The organism is Streptomyces sp. 12E, assembly GCF_055633275.1.
Map to the genome: position 1 here is coordinate 5,814,695 of NZ_JBVNCJ010000001.1, position 22,160 is coordinate 5,836,854.

Consider the following 22,160-nt stretch of genomic DNA (forward strand, 5'->3'; position numbering starts at 1 on the left):
TTAGCCTTACCTTAGCGGATCGGCCAGGGCGGCGTGGCGGCAGGATGCGGTGGTACGCGCACATCAATGAAGGAGACTGTCGTGTCGGCGAACAGCTTCGACGCCCGCAGCACGCTGCAGGTGGGCGACGAGTCGTACGAGATCTTCCGGCTGGACAAGGTCGAGGGCTCCGCGCGCCTTCCCTACAGCCTGAAGGTGCTGTTGGAGAACCTGCTCCGTACCGAGGACGGCGCGAACATCACCGCCGACCACATCCGCGCCCTCGGCGGCTGGGACTCCCAGGCCCAGCCGTCGCAGGAGATCCAGTTCACGCCGGCCCGCGTGATCATGCAGGACTTCACCGGCGTGCCCTGTGTCGTGGACCTCGCCACCATGCGCGAGGCCGTCAAGGAGCTCGGCGGCGACCCGAACAAGATCAACCCGCTCTCCCCGGCCGAGATGGTCATCGACCACTCCGTCATCGCCGACAAGTTCGGCACCAACGACGCCTTCAAGCAGAACGTCGACCTGGAGTACGGCCGCAACCGCGAGCGCTACCAGTTCCTGCGCTGGGGCCAGACCGCCTTCGACGACTTCAAGGTCGTCCCGCCCGGCACCGGCATCGTCCACCAGGTGAACATCGAGCACCTGGCCCGCGTGGTGATGGTCCGCGACGGCAAGGCCTACCCGGACACCCTGGTCGGCACCGACTCGCACACCACCATGGTCAACGGCCTCGGCGTCCTCGGCTGGGGCGTCGGCGGCATCGAGGCCGAGGCCGCCATGCTCGGCCAGCCGGTCTCCATGCTGATCCCGCGCGTCGTCGGCTTCAAGCTGACCGGTGAGCTCAAGCCCGGCACCACCGCCACCGACCTGGTGCTCACCATCACCGAGATGCTGCGCAAGCACGGCGTCGTCGGCAAGTTCGTCGAGTTCTACGGCGAGGGCGTGGCTGCCACCTCCCTGGCCAACCGCGCCACCATCGGCAACATGTCGCCGGAGTTCGGCTCCACCGCCGCGATCTTCCCGATCGACGACGAGACGCTGAGCTACCTGCGCCTGACCGGCCGCTCCGAGCAGCAGGTCGCCCTCGTCGAGGCGTACGCCAAGGAGCAGGGCCTCTGGCTGGACCCGAAGGCCGAGCCGGACTTCTCCGAGAAGCTCGAGCTGGACCTGTCCACGGTCGTCCCGTCGATCGCCGGCCCGAAGCGCCCGCAGGACCGCATCGTCCTCGCCGACGCCAAGGCCCAGTTCGCCCAGGACGTGCGCAACTACGTCAAGGACGGCGGCGACGTCGACGAGGCGAGCAAGGAGTCCTTCCCGGCCTCCGACGCCCCGGCCATCTCCAACGGCGCCCCGTCGAACCCGGTCGAGGTCACCGCCCCCGACGGCACGACCTACACGCTCGACCACGGTGCGGTGACGGTCGCGGCCATCACCTCCTGCACCAACACCTCCAACCCGTACGTCATGGTCGCCGCCGCGCTGGTGGCCAAGAAGGCGGTGGAGAAGGGCCTGACCCGCAAGCCGTGGGTCAAGACCACCCTCGCCCCGGGCTCCAAGGTCGTCACCGACTACTTCGAGAAGGCGGGCCTGACCCCGTACCTCGACAAGGTCGGCTTCAACCTCGTCGGCTACGGCTGCACCACCTGCATCGGCAACTCCGGCCCGCTGCCGGAGGAGGTCTCCAAGGCGGTCAACGAGCACGACCTCGCCGTCACCTCGGTGCTCTCCGGCAACCGCAACTTCGAGGGCCGGATCAACCCCGACGTCAAGATGAACTACCTGGCGTCCCCGCCGCTGGTCGTCGCCTACGCGATCGCCGGTTCCATGACGGTGGACATCACCCGCGAGGCCCTCGGGTACGACCAGGACAACAACCCGGTCTTCCTGAAGGACATCTGGCCCTCCGAGGCCGAGGTCAACGACGTCGTGGCGAACGCCATCGGCGAGGACATGTTCTCCAAGTCCTACGCCGACGTCTTCGCCGGCGACGCCCAGTGGCAGGCGCTGCCCATCCCGACCGGCGACACCTTCGAGTGGGACGCCGAGTCCACCTACGTGCGCAAGCCCCCGTACTTCGAGGGCATGGGCATGGAGCCGGCCCCGGTCGAGGACATCACCGGCGCCCGCGTGCTCGCCAAGCTGGGGGACTCGGTCACCACCGACCACATCTCCCCGGCCGGCGCCATCAAGGCCGACACCCCGGCCGGCAAGTACCTCACGGAGCACGGCATCGAGCGCCGCGACTTCAACAGCTACGGTTCCCGCCGCGGCAACCACGAGGTCATGATCCGCGGTACGTTCGCCAACATCCGCCTGCGCAACCAGATCGCGCCGGGCACCGAGGGCGGCTACACCCGCGACTTCACCCAGGACGGCGGTCCGGTGTCGTTCATCTACGACGCCTCCCGCAACTACATCGAGCAGGGCATCCCGCTGGTCGTCCTGGCCGGCAAGGAGTACGGCTCCGGCTCGTCCCGCGACTGGGCCGCCAAGGGCACCGCGCTGCTCGGCGTCAAGGCCGTCATCGCCGAGTCCTACGAGCGCATCCACCGCTCGAACCTCATCGGCATGGGCGTCCTGCCGCTGCAGTTCCCCGAGGGCCACACCGCCGAGTCCCTCGGTCTGACCGGCGAGGAGACCTTCTCCGTCGCCGGCGTCACCGAGCTCAACGAGGGCACCACCCCGCGCACGGTGAAGGTCACCACCGACACCGGCGTCGAGTTCGACGCGGTCGTCCGCATCGACACCCCCGGTGAGGCCGACTACTACCGCAACGGCGGCATCCTGCAGTACGTGCTGCGCAGCCTGATCCGCAAGTAAGCGGTCCGGCAGGGCAGTCGAGGGCCGTACCCCCGGAGCCGGGGGTACGGCCCTCGCCGTCGTCGCCGTCGTGCGCCGCGCCCTCGCCGGGCGACGGCGGCGGCGCGGCAACCGTTTACAACCGCGCCGCCCGGCGTTACGGTCCCCTCACGGACGAGGTGGGAGCGCTCCCATCAGTGGCGGACCGGAACCCGCCGCCGGGAGGCTCCCGCCTCGCCCCCTCCCCGCACCCCTGCAGCATCCGCCAACCCCACGTCGCGGACAGGTGTGTCATGACCATAACAAAACCGGAGGGCGGAGCGGCCTCCCGATCAGCCCTCCCCGCCCGCGCCCGAGCCCTCTTCCTCGCCCTGGTCTCCCTGCTCGCCACCGTTCCGGCCGTCGGCCTGGTCGTGACGGCGGGCGGTGCGACCGGAACCCACGGCACCCCCGTGGAACCGGGCAGCCGCACCTTCCTGTGCCGGCAGGACGCGCTGACCGGCACCGGCGGGATCGGGCCGGTCAACCCGGCCTGCAAGGCCGCCGCGCAGGCCGGCGGCACCACCCCCTTCCACGACCGGTTCTCCGTCCTGCGCTCCGACGGCGCCGGCCGCGCCCGCGGCTTCGTGCCCGACGGGCAGCTGTGCAGCGGCGGGAACACCCACCTCACCGGCTTCGACACGCCCGGCGCCGACCGACCGCTCACCCACCTCGCCGCGGGCGCGACCGGCGACGCCACCTGTGACGGACAGGACGTGACGGTCCACGACGCCGGCCACAACGGTTCCCTCGACCCGGGGAGGAGCACGACGTTCGGCCATGTGGTCACCGGCCCGGGCGGCGACGGTACGACGTCCCCGCCCTGCCGGGCCGGCTGACCGCCCCCGTGGGCGGCCCCGATGGCGTGTCCGGCCGTCATCGGGCCGCCCGCGCACCCCTCCAGCCGGCCGACAGCGCGCCGAGCCAGTCCAGTTGGCGCCGCACATGCACCGCGTCCCCGCCCTCGTGCCCGTTGAAGGGATAGGCGTGGAGCACCTTGGCCGGGTTACCGCCCGTGCGCTCCGCGTACCGGTTGAACGCCGCGTACGTCCCGCTCGGCGGGCAGACCCTGTCGCGCAGCCCCACCCCGAAGTGGGCCGGGGCGTGCGCGCGCCGGGCGAAGGAGACGCCCTCGACGTAGGAGAGGGTGCGGCGGGCGGCCTCCTCGGCGCCCCGGTGCACCGAGAGGTAGGCGGTGATCTCGCCGTACGGAGGCAGGTCGGTGAGGTCCAGGGCGCGGTGGATGCCGCACAGCAGCGGGGCGGTGACCAGGACCGCCGCCAGATCCGGCACCAGGCCCGCCACGGCCAGCGCGAGCCCGCCCCCCTGGCTGTTGCCCACGGCGGCGACGCGGCCGGCGTCGACCCCCGGCAGCGCCCGTACGGCGGCCACCGCGCGCACCGCGTCGGTGATCAGCCGGCGGTAGTGGTAGTCCCGCGGGTCGAGCAGACCGCGCACCGCGGGGCCGGGACCGCCCGGCGCGACGGCGTGCGGATCGGGGGTGCCGCCGCCGCAGCCGTACTGGTCGCCCTGCCCCCGGTTGTCCATCAGCAGATGTGCGTAGCCGGCGTTCACCCAGGTCAGCCGCTCGTGCGGCAATCCGCGTCCACGCCCGTAGCCCGCGAACTCCACCACCGCGGGCAGGGGTTCGGCCACTTCCGCGGGGAGGCTGAACCAGGCGCGCACCGGATCGCCGGCGAAGCCGCGGAACGTCACGTCCCAGGACTCGGTGAGCCGCAGCCCGTTCTCCACCGGCCGTACCGAGACCAGGGGGTCCCCCTCGGCCGACGCCTCCTGCACCGTGCGCTCCCAGAAGGCGTCGAAGTCGGCGGGCTCCTCGACGTCCGGGAGGTGGCGCTCCAGTTCAGCCGGGGGCAGGTCGAACGCGGGCACGGGGCACCTCGCAGGGTCGGAACGGGGTCGGACGGGCGGCGCGGCCGATCGTTGCGGTCACGCACCGGAAAGTTCCGGGGACGCTAACAGATCAATTCCCCCTTCCACAGCCGCGCGTACCGGATCCGCCACCGCTTCGACCTCTCGGATTTTCCCTTCCGTACCACCCATTGACACCACTTACCGCTCCTCATAGGTTGCCGCAAGTTACCGGCAAGCGCTCGAAAGTTTCGGTTCCGCGTCACAGGCACGGGAGGTCCGAGCAATGAGCACCCCGACCACGTCGGCCCCACCGCCGGGCGCGCAGGACCCGCCGCCGGCGAAGACGCTCCCGCGGCGCACGCGCCCGCCCGCCCGCACCGGCCGGCGGCGCGCGCTGCGCAGGGACTGGCAGCTGTACTCCCTGGCCGTGCTGCCGCTGCTGTTCTTCCTGGTGTTCCGCTATCTGCCGATGATCGGCAACGTGATCGCGTTCCGCCGGTTCGAGCCGGGCGGTTCGGTCTTCGGCGAGTACTGGGTGGGGCTGCGCTACGTCGAGATGTTCCTGTCCGACCCCACCTTCTGGCAGGTGTTCAGGAACACCCTGTGGCTGGGCGGACTCACGCTCGTCTTCTGCTTCCCGGTCCCCGTCGTGCTCGCCCTGCTGCTGAACGAGGTCCGCAGGACGTCACTGAAGCGGTTCGTGCAGTCGGTGTCGTACCTGCCGCACTTCCTGTCGATCGTGATCGTCGCCGGCATCACGCTGCAGATGCTCGCCACGGACGGCCCGGTCAACCACGTCCTGGGCTGGTTCGGGCACGACCCGGTCCGGTTCATCCAGGAACCCGAGTGGTTCCGCACCGTCTACGTCGGCTCGGAGGTCTGGCAGACCGCCGGCTGGGGCACGATCCTCTACCTCGCCGCGCTCACCACCATCGACGAGGACCTGTACGAGGCCGCCCGCATCGACGGCGCGGGCCGCTGGCGGCAGACCTGGCACGTCACCCTGCCCGGCATCCGCCCCACCATGATCACGCTGCTGATCCTCAACATCGGCACGTTCATGGCCGTCGGCTTCGAGAAGGTCCTGCTGCTCTACAACCCGCTGACCTATCCGACCGCCGACGTGATCTCCACGTACCTCTACCGGACCGGTGTGGAGTCCAACAGCTTCAGCTACGCCGCCGCGATCGGACTGTTCGAGGCGGTCATCGGCCTGGTGCTGATCACCTCGGCCAACCAGCTGTCGCGCCGCACGACGGGGACGAGCCTGTGGTGAGCGTCCACCGGCCGACCCGCGGCCGCCGCGTCTTCCAGGGCGTCAACGGCGTGATCCTCACCCTCGTGGTCCTGGTGACGCTGTACCCCTTCGTCAACATCATCGCCCGCTCGTTCAGCGGGGAGCGGCAGATCCGCGCCGGTGAAGTGACCCTGTGGCCCAAGGGGTTCAACCTCACCACGTACGAGATCGTCGTCTCCGACCCGATGTTCTGGCGCAACTACGGCAACACCGTCCTCTACACGGTGGTCTCCACCGCCGTCGCCATGGTGCTGACCACCTGCTACGCCTACGTCCTGTCGAAGAGGAACCTCAAGGGGCGCGGCGCCCTCGTCGGGATCGCCGTCTTCACCATGTTCTTCACCGGCGGCCTCATCCCCCACTACGTCCTGATCACCAGCCTCGGCCTGAAGAACAGCGTGTGGGCGATCGCCCTGCCGAACGCGATCAGCGTCTTCAACCTGCTGGTGATGAAGGCCTTCTTCGAGAGCCTGCCGTCGGAACTGGAGGAGGCCGCACAGCTCGACGGCCTCAGCACGTACGGCGTCCTGCTGCGGATCGTGCTGCCACTGTCCAAGGCGGTCGTCGCGACCATGGTGCTCTTCTACTCGGTGTCCTTCTGGAACTCCTGGTTCTCGGCGTTCCTCTACATGGACCGCACCGAACTGATGCCGGTCACGGTCTACTTGCGCAACCTGCTCGCGGGCGCCACCGGGGGCGCCGGCGCCGGCGCGGCCACCGAGCAGCTCACCCAGGTCTCGGCGAACATCCAGGCGGTCACGATCGTGCTCACCTCGCTGCCGATCCTCTGCCTCTACCCGTTCGTGCAGCGCTACTTCGTCTCGGGCGTGATGCTCGGCGCGGTCAAGGGCTGACGGCCGAACCCTCCCCCTCCCCCGAACCGCCGACGCACCAAGGGAGTCCCCGTGAAGAACACCGGACAGCTGTCGCGGCGCCAGATCCTCGGCGCCGCCGGATTCATCGGCCTCGCCGCCCTCACCGGCTGCGGCGGAGGCGACGGCGGCGACGCCGAGGACCTGTCGAAGAAGCGCAAGGGCGCCATGAAGAACTACCGCGCCGGCGAGCAGTTCAAGGCCACCGAGCCGCTGGCCTTCTCCCTCCTGCACAACAACAACCCGGTCTACCCGCTGAAGGGCGACTGGCTGTTCTGGAAGGAGCTCACCCGGCGCACCGGCATCACCCTCAAGGCCACCCCGGTCCCGCTGAGCGACTACGAGAAGAAGCGCAGCCTGCTGATCGGCGCGGGCGACGCCCCCCTCCTCATCCCCAAGACCTACCCGGGCCAGGAGACCGCGTTCGTCTCCTCGGGCGCGATCCTCCCGGTCAGCGACCACCTGGACCTGATGCCCAACTTCCGGGACAAGGTGAAGAGGTGGAACCTCCAACCGGAGGTCGACTCGCTGCGCCAGTCCGACGGCCGCTTCTACCTGCTGCCCGGACTGCACGAGAAGGCCAGGCAGAGCTACTCGCTGGCCCTCCGCACCGACGTCCTCGACCGCCACGGCCTGAGCCTGCCCACCACCTGGGACGAGGTGTACACGACCTTCAAGGCGCTCAAGGAGGAGTACCCCGACCGCTACCCCTTCACCGACCGCTGGAGCACCAACACCCCCTTCCCCGTCGGCGCGCTGTCCCAGTACCTGGGCCAGGCGTACGGCGTCCGGGCCGGCTGGTCGTACCTGAACACCAGCTGGGACCCGAAGGCGCGGACGTTCGTCTTCACCGGCGCCACCGACGCCTACCGCGGGTTCGTCGAGTACCTGCACAAGCTGGTCGCGGAGAAGCTGATGGATCCCGAGAGCTTCACCCAGACCGACGACGAGGCGGTCCGGAAGATCCTCTCGGAGAAGTCCTTCGCGATCAGCGCCAACCCGCAGGAGCTGGTGCAGAACTACCGCTACAACCTCGGCAAGCAGGTCAAGGGCGCCACCATCGAGATGATCCCGGTGCCGATCGGGCCCGCCGGACCGGTCGTGCTGGGCGGCGCCCGCCTGGAGAACGGCATGATGATCTCCAGCAAGGCGCTGGAGAGCGACGACTTCGTCGCCCTGATGCAGTTCGTGGACTGGCTCTGGTACTCCGACGCCGGCCAGGAGTTCAGCAAGTGGGGCGTGGAGAACACCACCTTCACCCGCTCCGGCCCCGGGAGGTACGAACTCGAGCCGGGCATCAGCCTCATGGGCTCCGACCCGGACGCCCCGAAGGACCTCCAGAAGGACTTCGGCTTCCACAACGGCGTCTTCGCCTACGGCGGCAGCCGGGCCCTGGTCTCCTCCTCCTTCGGCCCCGACGAGAAGGAGTTCGCCGACGCCATGGCCTCCCGCGAACAGCTGCCCGTCGACCCGCCCCACCCGCTGCGCGCCGAGGAACAGGAACAGGCCACCCTCTGGGACACCCCGCTGAAGGACCACGTCACCCAGAACACCCTCCGGTTCGCCCTCGGCAAGCGCCCGCTGTCCGAGTGGGACGACTACGTCGAGGAGCTGAAGGCCAAGAACATGGACCGGTTCATCGACCTGCACAACCGGGCCCGCGAGCGGTTCGAGAAGGAGAACGCGTGATCCGCGTCCCCGAGGAGCCGGCCGGACGGCTGACCGGCGCCTGGCGGAGCTGCGTCGGCACCGGCCGCCTCGACCTCGCCCTGCGCCGCGACTACCAGGACTCCCTCGCCCTGCTCCAGCGCGACATCGGCTTCCGGTACCTGCGCGGCCACGGCCTGCTCAGCGACGGCCTCGGCATCCACCGCCCCTACGCGTGGCAGGGCGCCCGCCGCACCCACCACTCGTTCACCTACCTCGACCAGGTGCTCGACGCCTGCCGCGGCCTCGGCATCCGCCCCTTCCTCGAACTCGGCTTCACACCGGGCGCGCTGGCCTCGGGGGAGCAGACGGTCTTCTGGTGGAGGGGCAACGTCACCCCGCCCGCCGACGAGAAGGAGTGGGCGGACCTGGTCCGCGCCGTCCTCGCCCACCTCGTCGACCGCTACGGCGCCGACGAGGTGCGCACCTGGCCCGTCGAGGTGTGGAACGAGCCCGACCTGCCCGACTTCTGGCCGGGCGCCGACCAGGCGGCCTACCACCGGCTGTACGAGACGACCGCGCACGCCGTGAAGGAGGTGGACGACCGGCTGCGGGTCGGCGGCCCGGCGCTCTCGCCCGGCGCCGACGGCTGGCTGGAGCGGTTCGCCGAGTTCGCCGAAGACCGGGACGTACCCGTCGACTTCGTCTCCCGCCACGCCTACAGCTCCGGACCCGCCCGGCACGTCCCGTTCGGCGTCCACCAGACGCTCGCCCCGGCGAGCGACCTCCTCGACCAGTTCGCCGAGCCGCGCCGGACCCTCGAGGGCACCCGGCTGGCGGGCCTGCCCGTCCACATCACCGAGTTCAACTCCTCCTACCGGCCCGACAACCCCGTCCACGACACCGCCTTCCACGCCGCCTACCTGGCCCCGGTGGTGGCGGCCGGCGGCGACCACGCCGACTCCTTCTCCTACTGGACGTTCAGCGACGTCTTCGAGGAGGCCGGCATCCCCACCGCGCTCTTCCACGGAGGCTTCGGCCTGCTCACCCACCGCCAGGTGCGCAAACCGGCCTACCACCTGTACGCCTTCATGGCCCGCACGGGCGAGGAACGACTGGCGCGGGGCGAGGACCACCTGGTGACCCGGCACCCCGACGGCCGGGTCGCCGTCCTCGCCTGGGCCCCCGTCGACCCGACGGGGGAGACACCCGGCCCGGACCGGCACACCCTGCGCCTGTCCCTGCCGGTCGGCACCGCCCCGCGCGGTGAGGCGTTCGTGCGCCGCTCCGGCGTCGACGAGGAGCGCGGCAACGCGTACACCGCCTGGCGGCACATGGGCAGCCCCCGCTCCCCGAAGCCGGGGCAGCTCGACGTCCTGCACGAGGCCTCCGAACCGGCCCGCTCCCACCGCCGGCTGCCGATCGAGGACGGCCGCGTCGACCTCGTCCTCACCCTGGCCCGCCACGAGATCACCCTCGTCGAGCTGACCCCGGTCCACGACGAGACCCCGCCCTGGTGGGACGAGCGGCGGCTGCTCGGCCGGGAGATCCCGTGAGCACCGCGGGGACCGACGTCTTCGGCGCCGGCCCGCTGTCCCGCGCCGCCGCCCTGGTCCACACGCTCGTCACCGTCGAGGCCCTGCTGCTGCTCACCGCGGCGCCGGGCCTCGCCGGCCTCTTCCTGCTCGCCCCCGACCCCGCCAACCTGCCCCTCGCCGCCCTCTGCCTGCTGCCCCTGGGGCCGGCCGCCTCCGCCGCCCTCTACGCCCTGCACCGCCGCGGCCGCGACCTCACCGCGCTCCAGCCGGCCCGCGCCTTCCTGCGCGGCTGGCGGCTGAACGCCGTACCCGTGCTGAAGCTGTGGGCGCCGCTGCTCGCCTGGCTCACGGTGATCGCCTTCACCCTCACCCACTTCCCCGCCACGGGACTCCCCGGCTGGTGGGCGCTGCTGCTCGCGCTGACCGGCACGGGCTCCCTGCTGTGGGGCGCGCACGCCCTGGTCCTCACCACCCTGTTCACCTTCCGCACCCGCGACACCGCCCGCCTCGCCGCCCACTTCCTGCCGCGGCACCCCCGTGCCACCCTCGGCGCCCTCTCGCTGCTGATCCTCACCGCCGCCGGCACCGCCCTGCTCACCGAGGCCCTGTCCGCCCTGCTCGCCGCCCCCCTGCTGCTGTCCCTGCTGCACAGCAGCCGCTCGGTGATCGCCGAGACCCAGGAGGACTTCACCGCATGACCCCGCCCCGCACCCCGAAGACCCCCTACGGCGGCGACCACGACCCGAGCAGTGGGGGGCGATCCGAAGCCGTTCGACCGAGGACACCGGCGCACCACAGCAGGGGAGTTGCCCGCTCGCTTCCCGGCGCGCCCCGCGGCCGGGCGCACGGCGGCGACGTCAGAAGACCGTCCGCCCCCGCTCGTCCGGCACCCCCGACTTGCGGAAGAAGTAGCTGTTGACCTGGTCGCGCCACTCCCGGGCACAGCGGAGCTGCTCCTCGTACCGCTGTGCCACCCGCGCGTGGCGCGCCGGGTCCATCAGGCCCGCGAGGCCCGCCCACACCCGGCGGGCCTCCCCGGCCTCCTCGACACCCTCGAAGTGCGTGTCGTAGATGTGCTGGATCACCGTCCTCCCGCTGTGCAGCACATGGCCGTACGGCACGTGGTGGAAGAACAGCAGCAGTTCGTCCGGGCAGGTCTCCGGCGACTCGTACAGCGTGGACCACGGCTCGGCGTACTGACCGGCGTACCCGGTGCCGGTCGCCCTGCTCCGGTCGACGCCGACGCCGTCCCGGTCGGCGAAGTGGTAGGTGCCCCACGGGCTGTACTCGTAGCCGTCGACGCTCGGGCCGTAGTGGTGGCCCGGCTGCACCATGAAGCCCACCCCGAGCGGGGCGGTGTACTTCTCGTACGTCGACCAGGAGCCGTCGAGCACCGCGTGCAGCCCGTCGGCCAGCCGCCGCTCCGCCCCCGGATGGGTCAGGGCGATCCACTCGCCGAGGACCGCCCGCGGATCCGCCGCCGGGTCCCAGGCCAGCCGCCCGAAGGTGTACAGGTTGGCCTGCGCGAGGGGATGGCCGGTCCAGAACGGGTCGTCGCCGGCGTTCGACACGGCCACCAGACCGTCCGCGAGCCGCCCGGCGCTCACCTCGCCGTCCGGCCGGAACCGCAGCACCCCGCTCCACATCGGCCCCAGCCAGCAGGTGTGCCGCTGCTGCCCGGTGTACTCCTGCGTGGCCTGGAGTTCCACCGCGAGCCGGGTGCCCGGCATCGCGCCGATCAGCGGGGAGACCGGCTCGCGCGCCTGGAAGTCCATCGGCCCGTGTTTGACCTGGAGCACCGCGTTCGCCGCGAACCGGCCGTCCAGCGGGGTGAAGTGGTCGTACGCGGCCCGCGCCCGGTCGGTGCTCCGGTCCCGCCAGTCCTGGCGGTGGTCGTAGACGAACGCCCGCCAGTGCACCGTGCCGCCGTACGGCTCCAGCGCGGCGGCCAGCATGTTCGCGCCGTCGGCGTGCGAGCGGCCGTACGCGAACGGGCCCGGCTGCCCCTCCGAGTCGGCCTTGACGACGTACCCGCCGAAGTCGCCGATCGCCTCGTACACCCGCCGGGTCGCCCCGGCCCACCAGGCGCGCACCGCCCCGTCCAGCGGGTCGGCGGTGGGCAGTCCGCCCAGCACCATCGGCGCGGCGAAGGTGACCGACAGGTGGGTGCGGATGCCGTACGGACGCAACGCGCCGGCGAGGGCGGCGACCTCGCCGATCCGGTCGGTGAGCAGGTGCGCCTCGGCCTGGTGCACATTGACGTTGTTGACGGCGACGGCGTTGATCCCGCAGGCCGCGAGCAGCCTGCCGTACGCCCGCACCCGGTCGAGGTCACCGCGCGCCCGGCCGTCGGCCCAGAACAGCGAACCGCCCGCGTAGCCGCGTTCGACCTGGCCCATGACCGGGTGCACGGCCACGTTGTCCCAGTGGTCCAGCATGCGCGAGGCGTGCGCCGGACGGTGCTCCTCGCGGGTCCACTCACCGGCGAAGGCGTCCTCCCCGAGCCGTACGACGTGGAACAGGCCGTACAGCAGCCCCCGTCCGCCGGACGCGGCGACGGTCGTGACGCCGTCCCGGCGCGTCAGCGCGAAACCCTCGTCGTCCGGCCCGTCGGCCAGTTCGAGCACCAGTTCGGCGTCCTCGCCGCCGCCTCGCACGACCCGCCCGCCGAACCGCTCGCAGGCGTCGGCCAGTTCGCCGTGCACCGTCTCCACCAGAGGCCCGGCGTCGGCGGCGCGGAGCAGCGAACACCGGCTGCCGACCGCCCGGAACGCGTCCGCCGGCAGCCAGGCCGCGTCGAAGTCGCCCGAGTGCGTCATCCGTGCTCTCCCCGCCCTGGAAGCGCCGCCCGGGGAGCACCGGGGGCCGCCCTCATTCTGGTGTGCCGGGGACCGGAGAGATACCCGACGGCCTGGGGTAATCCACGGGAGAGGCGGGCCCGGACGAGGTCCGGACCCGCCGGGCGGGCTGCTGTCAGCCCAGCAGTTCCACCTCCGCCAGCGTCGCCTCGCCGGTCAGCACCAGCCGGTAGTGGCCGTAGGACTTCGGCTTCTCGACCGAGAAGGCGCGGGTCTGCCGGTCCCAGCGGAAGGTCTCGCCCGTCCGCCGGTCCAGGTCGGTCCACTTCTCCCCGTCGGCCGAGCCCTGGAGCACCCAGCCCGTGGGCGCCTCGGCGCGGTCCGAGGAGGTCAGCGTGTACTGCACCGCCTCGGTGTCCCCGGTGACGGGCAGCTCCACGGTGGTCACCGTGGCGCCGGTCGCCGACGTGTCGTCGAACAGGGCGCCGGCGCCCTCCAGCGCGTCCTCGCGGGGCGTGGGCACCTCGTCGTCCTTCGTGATCGACACGGGAGCCGCGTTCTCGCCGGTGCCCCACGACGACGGACGCGGGCCCATGTCGAACTCCAGGACACCGCCCCTGGAGACCACCGAGTGCGGCAGCGAAGTGGAGTTCCAGCGCTTGCCGTTGACCTTCAGGCCCTGCACGTAGACGTTCTTCGCGCTGTTCCTCGGCGCCTTGACGACCAGCTCGCGGCCGTTCTCCAGGTGCACGGTGACCTTCTTGAACAGCGGGGAGCCGATGGCGTACTCGCCGCTGCCCATCACCAGCGGGTAGAAGCCGAGCGAGGAGAACAGGTACCAGGCCGACTGCTCGCCGTTGTCCTCGTCGCCGTGGTAGCCCTGGCCGATCTCGCTGCCGGTGTAGAGGCGGGACAGCACCTCGCGCACGTTCTCCTGGGTCTTCCAGGGCTGCCCGGCCGCGTCGTACATGTACAGGGCGTGGTGGGCGACCTGGTTGGAGTGGCCGTACATGCCCATCCGGACGTCCCGCGCCTCGGTCATCTCGTGGATGACGCCGCCGTAGGAGCCCTTGAACTCGGGGGAGGCCGTCTCGGGGGTGGAGAGGTACTCGTCGAGCTTGTCGGCGAGGCCGTCCCGGCCGCCGTAGAGGTTGGCCAGGCCCCGGCTGTCCTGCGGGGCGGTGAAGGCGTAGCCCCAGCCGTTGGTCTCGGTGTAGTCGTGGCCCCACACGCGCGGGTCGTACGTCGAGGACTCGACCCGCCAGTCGCCCTCGGCGTTCCTGCCCTGGAAGAAGTCGGCCTCGGAGTCGAACAGGTTGACGTAGTCCTGCGCACGGTCGAGGAAGTACGCCGACTCCTCCTGGTAGCGCTTCTCGCCGGTCTTCTCGTGGAGGGCCTCGCCCATCCTCGCGATGCCGTAGTCGTTGAGGAAGCCCTCCAGCGCCCACGACAGGCCCTCGTGCGTCTCGGTGCCGGTGTAGCCGAGGAACGGCGAGGTCGCCATGCCCTTGCGGCCCACACCGGACGACGGGGGCACGACGGTGGCGTTCTTCACCGCCGCGTCGTACGCGGCCTCCGCGTCGAAGTCGACGCCCTTGACGTACGCGTCGGCGAACGCGACGTCCGAGGAGGTGCCGGTCATCAGGTCGGCGTAGCCGGGGGAGGACCAGCGTGAGGTCCAGCCGCCGTCCTTGTAGTGCTGCACGAAACCGTCGACCAGCTCACCGGCCTTGGACGGGGTCAGGAAGGAGTACGCCGGCCAGGTGGTCCGGTAGGTGTCCCAGAAGCCGTTGTTGACGTACACCTTGCCGTCGACGATCTTCGCGCCGGTGTGCGTCGGGGTGTCGGCCGACTCCATCTTGGAGAAGGGAGAGGCGTACCTGTACTTCCCGTCCACCTTCTCGTGACCCGAGTTCGGGTACAGGTACAGCCGGTAGAGGCTGGAGTACAGCGTGGTCAGCTGGTCCGGCGTGGCGCCCTCGACCTCGACCTTGCCGAGGATCCCGTCCCACTGCTTTTGGGCGTCGCGCTTGACCTCGTCGAAGGAGGTGCGCCTGCCGATCTCCTGGCGCAGGTTGTCCTTCGCCTGGTCGACGCCGATCAGGGAGGTGGCCAGGCGCAGCGTGACCGTGCGGTCCTCGCCGGCGTCGAAGCGCAGGTATCCCTTGACGCCCTCGGCGTCGCCCTCGACGACCTCCTTGTCGAACTCGCCGTACACGAACAGCCGGGTGGCGCCCGTGGACAGCCCGGACTTGACGTCCGAGTAGCCGGTGAAGGTGCCGTTCTCCTCGTCGAGGGTCAAGCCGGCCTGGTCGGTGACGTTGTCGAACAGCACGCTCGCGTCGTCGCCGGGGAAGGTGAAGCGCATCGCCGCCGCGTGGTCGGTCGGCGCCAGCTCGGCCTTCAGACCGTTCTCGAACCGCACGCCGTAGTAGTACGGCCGCGCGGTCTCGTTCTCGTGCCGGAACGCCAGCTCGCGCTCCTCACGGCCGGTGTCCGGGGTGCCGGAGGCGGCCGACGGCATCACCTGGAAGGTCTGCCGGTCGCCCATCCACGGGCTCGGCTCGTGGCTCGCGCTGAACGCCTGGATCGTCGGCAGGTTGTCCGCGTTGTTGCCCCGCGCGTAGTCGTACAGCCAGCTCAGCGAACCGGCGTTGGTGACCGGGGTCCAGAAGTTGAACCCGTGCGGCACCGCCGTCGCGGGGAAGTTGTTGCCGCGCGAGAAGCCGCCGCTGGAGTTGGTGCCCCGGGTCGTCACCGCGTAGTCGGAGAGATGGGCCTTCGGCGGCTCGGGCTTGACCGGCTTCAGCGCCACGTCGTCCAGCCAGCCGCGGAACTTGGTCTCGCCCTTGGGGGAGTCGTACGCGACCAGGATCCGGTCGACGGTCTTGCCGGCGGCCACCGAGCCGATCCGGGAGACCACGTTGTTCCACTGGTTGACGTAGAGGATCTTCGACGCGCCCTGTCCCCGCGGGGTGAGCGGGAACCCGTGCTGGTCGGTGGCGCGCAGGTCGCTCAGGTAGGTGCCGTCGGTGAAGGCGAGGTCGACGGAGACGTTGGTGGAGTCGTAGTCGAGGTCTCCGTCCGCCATCGAGGGGAAGACGCGGTACGACAGTTCGGTGTTCCGCTCGACCCTCGTGTGGACGTCGAACACCTTGTTGTACGAGTACGCCCGCCCGTCGGCGGTGTGCCGGCCGGCGTACCGCAGGGCGCGCTTGCCGGTGAACCCGGCGCCCGCCTTGGCCGTCGGCGAGCCGGTGGGGCCGCGGTCGACCAGCGAGAGCATGTCCTGCGGGACGGGCGCCTCGTCGTCGCCGGTGGAGAACTGGACGTCGGCGAGCTGCACGATGCCGCCGCCGCCGTTCCTGGTGATCTCCAGCCGGAAGTGCCGGTACTCGGCGACCGCGGAGGCGTCGATGTCGTAGAGCTTGGTCTGGAAGCGCTGCGCGAACGTCTCGCCCGAGCGGGTGTCGAGGGTCTTCCAGTCCTCGCCGTCGGTGGAGCCCTTGAGGGTCCAGTCCCTCGGGTCGCGCTCGGCGGCGTCGTTGGCGGAGGTGAGGGCGTAACGGACCGCCTTCACGGGGGCGTTCAGGTCGAACTCCACCCAGCCGGTGGACTCGAAGGCCAGCCACTTGCTGCTCGGCTCGCCGTCGACGAGGTTCTCCTTCACCTCCCCGCCGCCGGTGTTCTCCGCGCTGGCGCGGACCTCCGTGACGTGGTCGGTGACATTGCCCGGAATGCCGGAGCTGTAACCGCCGTCCACGCCCGAGGCGCGCTTCTCGCCGCCCCGCGTGGTGTCGACGGTGTTCAGCCAGTCCGGGGCGGGCTCCCCGGACTCGAACGACGACGCGAACTCACGGTCCGCCTTCGGCGGAGCCTGGGGCAGCGCCACCGCGACGCCCTGGGAACCCGCGGCCAGAGCGAAGGCGGTCGCCGCGACGACCGCCGTCCCCCATCTGTGCCGAACCCTGCTGTGCATGCGTGCGGACCCTCCCTGCGCTGGACAACGTTGTCAATCGGATGCGCAAGGTCCAGTAGGGCGTCAAGCGACCGCTGGTGTCAAGGGTGTTGAATGTGGCATTCCAGTCCGACGGCGATGATTTCCCCGTCGGGGAACGCGCCGGAGGCCGATATTTCCGCGAGGTCTCAACTCGGAAAAGACCGGAGGCGAACTTTGCCTTCGATCTTGCTCCGTCGGCGTGAAGTGGACTATACCTGTCGGCACTCCGGGGCGTCTTCACCGCACCCGACCAGTACCAGCCGCACCTCCTGCACGACCCAGCTTGACCCGAACGCGGTGCCGGGGAGGATCCGGTTCACCGCCTGAGTCCTGGAGAAGGCGAGGACTTGAGCATGGGATCCACTTCCGCCGAGAACGACGGCTCCGGTTTCACCGAGAACCACGGCACCGGCGTGGGACGCCGCGCGCTGATCAAGCGGTCCGCCGCGCTCGGCCTGGTTTCCGTACCGGCGATGAGCTTCCTGTCCGCGTGCGCCAGCGGGGGCGGAGACGACAATTCCGGCGAGAACGAGGGAAAGGCGTCCGAGTCCAACCCGTTCGGTGTCAAGGAGGGCAGCAAACTCGACGTCGTCATCTTCAAGGGCGGTTACGGCGACGACTACGCCAAGGCGTGGGAGGCCGCGTTCGAGAAGAAGTGGGGCGTCACCTCCGTCCACACCGGCACCCAGGAGATCACGGGCAAGCTCCAGCCCCGCTTCAACGCCGGCAACCCGCCGGACATCGTCGACGATTCCGGCAATCAGCAGATCCCGATCGACGTGCTGCACAAGAACGGCCAGCTCCTCGACCTCGCCGAAGTGCTGGACGCCCCGTCCGTCGACGACCCGGGCACGAAGGTCCGCGACACCCTGATCCCCGGCACGCTCGACGCCGGCATGCAGGAGGGCAAGGTCGTCGCCCTCAACTACATCTACACGGTGTGGGGCCTGTGGTACTCCGGCAAGCTCTTCCGGGAGAAGGGCTGGGAGGCGCCCAGGACCTGGGACGACTTCCTCGCCGTCTGCGAGGACGCCAAGGCCCAGGGCATCGGCGGCCTCGCCCACCAGGGCAAGTACCCGTACTACATCAACGTCGCCATCATGGACCTGATCGCCAAGAAGGGCGGCCTGGACGCCATGAAGGCGATCGACAACCTCGACCCCAAGGCGTTCGTGGGCTCCGACGCCGCGACCGAGGCCGTCGAGGCCGTCTACGAGGTCGTCGAGAAGGGCTGTCTGATGCCCGGGACGAACGGCCTGACCCACACCGAGTCGCAGACCCGCTGGAACCAGTACAAGGCCGCCTTCATCACCAGCGGTTCCTGGCTCGAGAACGAGCAGCTCAAGACGACACCGGCGGACTTCGACATGAAGTTCCTGCCGATGCCGCTGCTGCCGGACAGCGCGCTGCCGTTCGAGGCGATCCGGGCCGGCTCCGGCGAGCCGTTCATCATCCCGTCCAAGGCCAGGAACCTCCCCGCGGCCAAGGAGTTCATGCGGATGATGCTCTCCAGGGAGTGGTCGACGCTGTTCGCCAAGGAGGCGAACTCGCTGACCATCCTGAAGGACGGTGTCGATCCGGACGTCCGGCTGCGGCCGGGCACCCAGTCCACCGTCGAGGCCTCCAAGGCGGCCGGCGACAACACCTTCCGCTACCTGTACACCGAGTGGTACAGCGAGATGAACTCCGCCATCGAGAACGCCTCCAACGAGCTGATGACCAAGCGCATCCAGCCCAGGGAGTGGCTCAAGCGGGCCCAGACCGCGGTCGACAAGCAGGCCAAGGACCCGGACGCGAAGAAGAACCACCGCGACTGATTCTCGCTCGACCGACCGCGTTCCGGGCCGGGACGACTCCCGGCCCGCAGCGGCCACACCCAGGGGCAGGACCGTCATGCGCAAAGGGCAGCACCGGTTCGTCGCGGGATTCCTCTTCCTTCCCGTGGCGCTCTACCTGATCTTCGTGATCTGGCCGTACGTCCAGACCTTCGGTTATTCGCTGACCGACTGGAAGGGGCAGTCGCAGACCTTCGATTTCGTCGGCCTGGACAACTACACGGCGTTGTTCCGGGACGACATCTTCATGGGGGCCATCTGGCACAACATCCTGTTCCTGGTGTTCATCCCGGTGATCACCATTCTGCTCTCGCTGTTCTTCGCCTTCATGCTGAACGCGGGCGGACGCGGACGTTCCGGAGGGGTGTCCGGAGTCGCCGGATCCGCGTACTACCGGGTCGTCTACTTCTTCCCGCAGGTCCTGTCGCTGGCGATCCTCGCCGTCCTCTTCGGTGCGGTCTACCGCAGTGACGGCGGCGGCATGCTCAACGGGGTCCTGATCGAACTGGGACTCGTCGACGAGAACAAACCCGTGGAATGGCTCAACGAGCCGGACTTCGTGCTGTGGGCTCTCATCGCGGTGGTCGTCTGGCACGGCGTCGGTTTCTACCTGGTGCTCTTCTCCGCCGCCATGCAGTCCATTCCGCGGGACGTCTACGAGGCCGCGCTCATCGACGGAGCCGGCCGGGCCCAGTCCTTCTTCCGCATCACCCTGCCGCTGCTGTGGGACTCCGTGCAGACCGCCTGGGTCTATCTCGGCATCGTGGCGATGGACATGTTCATCCTGGTCTCCACCATGACCTCCGGCCGGGGCTACGGCGGCGGCCCCGACCACGCCAGCGAGGTCATGGCGACCGTGATGATGCGGAACTTCCTCGTGTACGGCCGGAGCGGCTACGCCTGCGCCATGGGCGTGGTCATGCTGCTCCTCACCCTGATCGTGTCCGTGGTCATGCTGCGCGCCACCCGTCGCGAGCGCATCGAGTTCTGAGGCGGAGCAACGACGATGAGCGCACCTCCCGAGGAAACCGCCCCCACCCAGGGCCCCACCCAGGGCCCCGCCCCGTCCACGCGGCCGGTGCGCAAGGGCGCCCCCCGCCCCGGCGACCGGCGCGGCGAAGGCGTCGTGCTGAACGTCTTCTCGCACGGCTTCCTCGCCCTGTGGGCGGTGCTGATCGTGCTGCCGCTGCTGTGGCTGGTGCTCAGCTCCTTCCGGACCGACGCGCAGATCGGCGGCTCCGCCTTCGGCTGGCCGCGGAACTGGGACCCGGGCGTCTTCTCCCGCGCCTGGGAGAAGGGAATCGGCGACTACTTCGCCAGCACGGTCATCGTGCTGGCGATCTCGGTGCCGCTGACCATGCTGCTCGGGTCCATGGCCGCCTACGTGCTGGCCCGCTACGAGTTCCGGGGCAACCGCCTGCTGTACTACTTCTTCGTCGCCGGCGCGATGTTCCCCGTCTTCCTGGCCCTGGTGCCGCTGTTCTTCATGGTCAAGCGGCTGGACATGCTGAACACCTACCACGGGCTGGCCCTGGTGTACGTCGCCTACTCGCTGCCGTTCACGGTGTTCTTCCTGCACGCCTTCTTCCGGACCCTGCCCACGGCGGTCTTCGAGGCGGCGGTCCTCGACGGCGCCTCGCACACCCGGACCTTCTTCCAGGTGATGCTCCCCATGGCCAAGCCCGGTCTGCTGAGCGTCGGCATCTTCAACACGCTGGGCCAGTGGAACCAGTACATCCTGCCGACGGTGCTGATGCAGCCGCAGAGCGGTGACGATCCGGAACGCTACGTGCTGACCCAGGGACTCATCCAGCTCCAGCAGCAGCAGGGCTACGCCTCCGACCTCCCGGTGCTCTTCGCGGGCGTGACGATCGCCATGGTGCCCATGCTGGTGGTCTACCTGTCCTTCCAGCGCCAGGTGCAGGCGGGGCTCACCTCCGCCACCTTGAAGTGACCCTTCGGAACGCCTCGTACACGCCCCGCTCCCGTCCCTGGGAGGGGGGCGTGTCGCTGCGTCCACGGACCCGGAAACGGTTCAACCTCTTGACGGGAGGCAACCCGAACAGCTCATCTTAGAGTTCACTAGTTGGACACTTGAGAGGGGCCTCGCCGAAGCGGCCCCCGTGCGCAGGAGGTCGTCGTGGAGACTCCGGGGTCGCAGTCGTCGCTGCACCGAGCAAACCTGGAGCGGGTCGTCCGAGCAGTACGTCTTGCGGGTTCCCTCACCCAGGCGGAGATCGCGAGGACGACCGGCCTGTCCGCGGCCACGGTCTCCAACATCGTCCGGGAACTGAAGGACGGCGGGACGGTCGAGGTCACGCCCACCTCGGCGGGCGGGCGCCGGGCGCGCAGCGTCTCGCTGAGCGGGGACGCCGGGATCGTCGTCGGGGTCGACTTCGGCCACACCCACCTGCGGGTGGCGGTCGGGAACCTCGCCCATCAGGTGCTGGCCGAGGAGTCCGAGCCGCTGGACGTGGACGCCTCCTCGACACAGGGTTTCGACCGGGCGGAACAGCTGGTCAAGCGGCTGATCGAGGCGACCGGGGTGGACCCGTCCAAGGTCGCGGGCGTGGGCCTCGGCGTACCGGGGCCGATCGACGTGGAGTCCGGGACCCTGGGCTCGACCGCCATCCTGCCCGGCTGGACCGGCACCAAGCCCGCCGAGGAGCTGCGGGGGCGGCTCGGCGTGCCGGTGCACGTGGACAACGACGCCAACCTCGGCGCCCTCGGCGAGATGGTGTGGGGGAGCGGCCGGGGCGTGCGCGACCTGGCGTACATCAAGGTCGCCAGCGGTGTCGGCGCCGGCCTGGTGATCAGCGGGAAGATCTACCGCGGTCCGGGCGGCACCGCGGGTGAGATCGGGCACATCACGCTCGACGAGTCCGGCCCCGTCTGCCGCTGCGGCAACCGCGGCTGCCTGGAGACCTTCACGGCCGCGCGCTACGTGCTCCCGCTGCTCCAGCCCAGTCACGGCACCGACCTGACGATGGAGGGCATCGTCCGGCTGGCGCGGGACGGGGACCCCGGCTGCCGTCGGGTGGTCGCCGACGTCGGCCGTCACATCGGCAGCGGAGTCGCCAATCTCTGCAACCTGTTGAACCCGAGCCGGGTGGTCCTCGGCGGTGATCTCGCCGAGGCCGGCGAGCTGGTGCTCGGGCCCATCCGGGAGTCCGTCGGCCGCTACGCGATCCCCAGTGCGGCACGTCAACTGTCCGTTCTCCCCGGGGCACTTGGCGGCCGTGCCGAGGTGCTCGGAGCGCTCGCCCTCGCACTGAGCGAGATGGGCGATTCGACCCTTCTGGACGGAACTGCGACCGGGTCGCTGACCGCGGCCACCCCTGCCTTCACTTAGAGAACGGATGGCACCGTTGCCATCTCGTTAAGGATTTACTTCTTGACGTCGCACGTGCGGCCGAGTTGACTTCCAGCCACCTCGGCCGCAACGACGCGGCCTCGTCAGGGAGGTTTGTAGAAG

General features: G+C 70.2%; 13 protein-coding genes and 1 pseudogene. 11 read left to right on the plus strand and 3 right to left on the minus strand.

The genetic code is table 11. The annotated features are described in order from the left end of the window. The first annotated feature begins 81 nt into the window (after positions 1-81). Together acnA and ACZ8ZB_RS26775 are read left to right on the plus strand one after the other, a co-directional pair. Complete coding sequence (acnA, locus tag ACZ8ZB_RS26770) at positions 82-2,805, plus strand: aconitate hydratase AcnA (RefSeq protein ID WP_470740177.1); 2,724 nt, start codon at positions 82-84, stop codon at positions 2,803-2,805. 272 nt (positions 2,806-3,077) lie between these two features. Beyond that, a pseudogene (locus tag ACZ8ZB_RS26775) lies at positions 3,078-3,518 on the plus strand (lytic polysaccharide monooxygenase); the annotation flags it as partial. A 181-nt stretch (positions 3,519-3,699) separates the two neighbouring features. Here ACZ8ZB_RS26775 and ACZ8ZB_RS26780 read toward each other — a convergent pair. Beyond that, positions 3,700-4,716 carry an acetylxylan esterase gene (locus ACZ8ZB_RS26780; RefSeq protein ID WP_470740178.1) on the minus strand — a complete coding sequence of 339 codons (1,017 nt, stop codon included), beginning with the start codon at positions 4,714-4,716 and terminating at the stop codon, positions 3,700-3,702. Between the two features lie 265 nt (positions 4,717-4,981). On the opposite strand from ACZ8ZB_RS26780, the gene ACZ8ZB_RS26785 reads away from it, so the two are divergent. From ACZ8ZB_RS26785 to ACZ8ZB_RS26805, 5 genes are read left to right on the plus strand one after another with little or no spacing between them, the layout of a single operon-like run. Continuing rightward, positions 4,982-5,974 carry an ABC transporter permease gene (locus ACZ8ZB_RS26785; RefSeq protein WP_470740179.1) on the plus strand — a complete coding sequence of 331 codons (993 nt, stop codon included), beginning with the start codon at positions 4,982-4,984 and terminating at the stop codon, positions 5,972-5,974. Next, positions 5,968-6,849 (plus strand): carbohydrate ABC transporter permease, encoded by an 882-nt coding sequence (locus ACZ8ZB_RS26790; RefSeq protein ID WP_470740180.1) that lies wholly within the window; start codon positions 5,968-5,970, stop codon positions 6,847-6,849. The genes ACZ8ZB_RS26785 and ACZ8ZB_RS26790 overlap by 7 nt, the downstream gene beginning before the upstream one ends. A gap of 51 nt (positions 6,850-6,900) precedes the next feature. Beyond that, a complete protein-coding gene (locus ACZ8ZB_RS26795) occupies positions 6,901-8,556 on the plus strand; it encodes an ABC transporter substrate-binding protein (protein WP_470740181.1) in 1,656 nt (551 codons plus the stop codon). After that, positions 8,553-10,070, plus strand: coding sequence for a GH39 family glycosyl hydrolase (locus ACZ8ZB_RS26800; protein ID WP_470740182.1), 1,518 nt, complete (start codon positions 8,553-8,555; stop codon positions 10,068-10,070). The genes ACZ8ZB_RS26795 and ACZ8ZB_RS26800 overlap by 4 nt, the downstream gene beginning before the upstream one ends. Then, the gene (locus tag ACZ8ZB_RS26805; RefSeq protein WP_470740183.1) at positions 10,067-10,750 is read left to right on the plus strand and encodes a hypothetical protein; all 684 of its coding nucleotides are present in this window, start codon (positions 10,067-10,069) and stop codon (positions 10,748-10,750) included. Before ACZ8ZB_RS26800 ends, ACZ8ZB_RS26805 begins: the two co-directional genes overlap by 4 nt. A 159-nt stretch (positions 10,751-10,909) precedes the next feature. Here the strand turns inward: ACZ8ZB_RS26805 and ACZ8ZB_RS26810 are convergent, their stop codons facing one another. Further along, positions 10,910-12,871 (minus strand): alpha-glucuronidase, encoded by a 1,962-nt coding sequence (locus tag ACZ8ZB_RS26810; protein WP_470740184.1) that lies wholly within the window; start codon positions 12,869-12,871, stop codon positions 10,910-10,912. 154 nt (positions 12,872-13,025) lie between these two features. After that, on the minus strand, positions 13,026-16,829 hold the full coding sequence (locus tag ACZ8ZB_RS26815) for a GH92 family glycosyl hydrolase (protein ID WP_470740185.1): 3,804 nt from the start codon (positions 16,827-16,829) through the stop codon (positions 13,026-13,028). 374 nt (positions 16,830-17,203) lie between these two features. On the opposite strand from ACZ8ZB_RS26815, the gene ngcE reads away from it, so the two are divergent. From ngcE to ACZ8ZB_RS26835, 4 genes are all read left to right on the plus strand, one after another. Next, entirely contained in the window at positions 17,204-18,667 is a 1,464-nt protein-coding gene (gene ngcE, locus ACZ8ZB_RS26820; protein WP_470740186.1) for an N-acetylglucosamine/diacetylchitobiose ABC transporter substrate-binding protein, read from the plus strand. Positions 18,668-18,743: 76 nt separating this feature from the next. Continuing rightward, on the plus strand, positions 18,744-19,676 hold the full coding sequence (locus tag ACZ8ZB_RS26825; RefSeq protein ID WP_470740187.1) for a carbohydrate ABC transporter permease: 933 nt from the start codon (positions 18,744-18,746) through the stop codon (positions 19,674-19,676). A gap of 15 nt (positions 19,677-19,691) precedes the next feature. After that, the gene (locus tag ACZ8ZB_RS26830) at positions 19,692-20,639 is read left to right on the plus strand and encodes a carbohydrate ABC transporter permease (protein ID WP_470740188.1); all 948 of its coding nucleotides are present in this window, start codon (positions 19,692-19,694) and stop codon (positions 20,637-20,639) included. Between the two features lie 186 nt (positions 20,640-20,825). Continuing rightward, positions 20,826-22,037, plus strand: coding sequence for an ROK family transcriptional regulator (locus ACZ8ZB_RS26835; protein ID WP_470740189.1), 1,212 nt, complete (start codon positions 20,826-20,828; stop codon positions 22,035-22,037). Positions 22,038-22,160 lie beyond the last annotated feature (123 nt).